Here is a 1853-nt window from a genome sequence, read left to right on the forward strand (position 1 = left end):
ACCAACGCCCACGTCATCCTGGAGCAGCCCCCCGCGCCCCCGGCCGACCCGAAAGCCACCGGCCCGGAACTCGGGGCGGATGCCGGACCGGTGCCGTGGCTCGTGTCCGGCCGGGGGCCGGCCGGGGTGCGCGGCCAGGCCGCACGGCTACGGGAGTGGCTGGCCGCGCACGAGAGCATCGACGCCGTGGACCTGGCCGGTGTCGGCCACGCGCTGGCTACCCGGCGCGCCGGGCTCGACACCCGGGCGGCGGTCGTGGCCGCGGACCGCGAAGGCTTCCTCGCCGGACTGGAGGCCATCGCGGCGGGCGACCCGGCGTCCGGTGTCGTACGCGCCACCGCGGCCGCCGACGCCCCCCAGTTGGCGTTCGTCTTCCCCGGTCAGGGGGCGCAACGGCCCGGCATGGGCCGGGAGCTGCACCGCCACCATCCCGCCTTCGCCGAGGCGTTCGACGCGGCGTGCGCGGCCGTGGACCGCGAACTCTCCGACTCGCTGCCCCACCCGCTGCGACAGGTCCTCTGGGCCGAATCCGGAAGCGAGGAGGCACAGCTGCTGGACCAGACCGTGTACGCGCAGACGGGCCTGTTCGCCTTCGAAGTGGGCCTCTACCGGCTGGTGGAGTCCTGGGGCGTGCGGCCCCGGTTCCTGGTCGGCCATTCGGTGGGCGAGATCGCCGCCGCGCATGTGGCGGGCGCGCTGTCGCTGGAGGACGCGGCGCGCATGGTCGCCGCGCGCGGCCGGCTGATGCAGGACCTGCCCGCCGAAGGCGCCATGGTGGCGGTGCAGGCCACCGCCGAGGAGGCCCGGGAACTGCCGGCCGAGTACCGGGACAGTATCGCGGTCGCCGCCGTCAACGGCCCCGACTCGGTGGTGTTCTCGGGGGACGAGGCGGCGGTGGACCGGCTGGCACAGACCTGGCGGGAGCGGGGGCGCCGGGTCAAACGGCTCAGGGTCAGCCACGCCTTCCACTCCCCGCTCATGGCCCCGATGACCGGAGCCTTCGCCGATGTGCTGGCGGATGTCTCCTTCCGGGAGCCGGAGCTGCCGGTCGTCTCGACGGTCACGGGTTCGACGGTGAGCGGCGAGTGGCAGGACTCCGGATACTGGGTGGACCAGGTCCGCTCCACCGTGCGGTTCGCCGACGCGATCGCCACGGCCGCCGCCTCCGGCGCCACCGGCTTCGTGGAGCTGGGGCCGGACACCGTGCTCTCCGGCATGGTCGAGCAGACGGTGGCCGCCCACCGGCCCGGGGCCCCCGGGCCGGTGCTGTCCGTCGGCATGCAGCGCCACGACCGGCCGCAGACCGGCACATTGGTCACCGGCCTGGCCCGGCTGGCCGTCCACGGAGTAACGGTGGACTGGAACGCCGTCTACGGGAGCGCCGCCGCCCGCTGGGACGGTTGGCACGACCTCCCCACTTACGCGTTCCAGGGCAGGCGCTACTGGGTCGCCGCCCCCGACACAGGAACCGGTGCCCAACCCATGGGAGTCGGCGCGCCCGCCGGCCCCGCCACGGAACACGCCGCCGAACACGCCACGGAACACACCGTGGAATCGGCGGCCGAAGCGGGCGCGGAAGCCACCGAGCGGCTGCTGGCTCGGCTCTCCCCGCTGTCCTCCGTCGAGCAGGAGCGCCACTTGACCAGGCTCATACGGGCCACAGCCGCCGAAGTGCTGCACTATCCGGAGGCCGAGGTGGAAGTCGACCGCGCCTTCCAAGACCTTGGCTTCAGCTCGGTGACCGCCGTGGAGCTACGAGACCGCCTGGCCGAGGCCACCGGCCTCCTCCTGCCCCCGAGTCTCGCCTTCGACCAGCCGACGATCACCGCCTTGGCCCGTCATCTGCGTGGTGA

General features: G+C 74.1%; 1 protein-coding gene. It reads left to right on the plus strand.

Annotation, left to right across the window (positions count from 1 at the left end; all coding sequences use genetic code 11):
* Positions 1-1853 (plus strand): acyltransferase domain-containing protein (locus tag BBH68_RS38675; protein ID WP_141713174.1); only part of this gene is annotated, 1853 nt, incomplete at both ends.

This window comes from Streptomyces sparsogenes (genome assembly GCF_001704635.1).
Lineage (GTDB): Bacteria > Actinomycetota > Actinomycetes > Streptomycetales > Streptomycetaceae > Streptomyces > Streptomyces sparsogenes.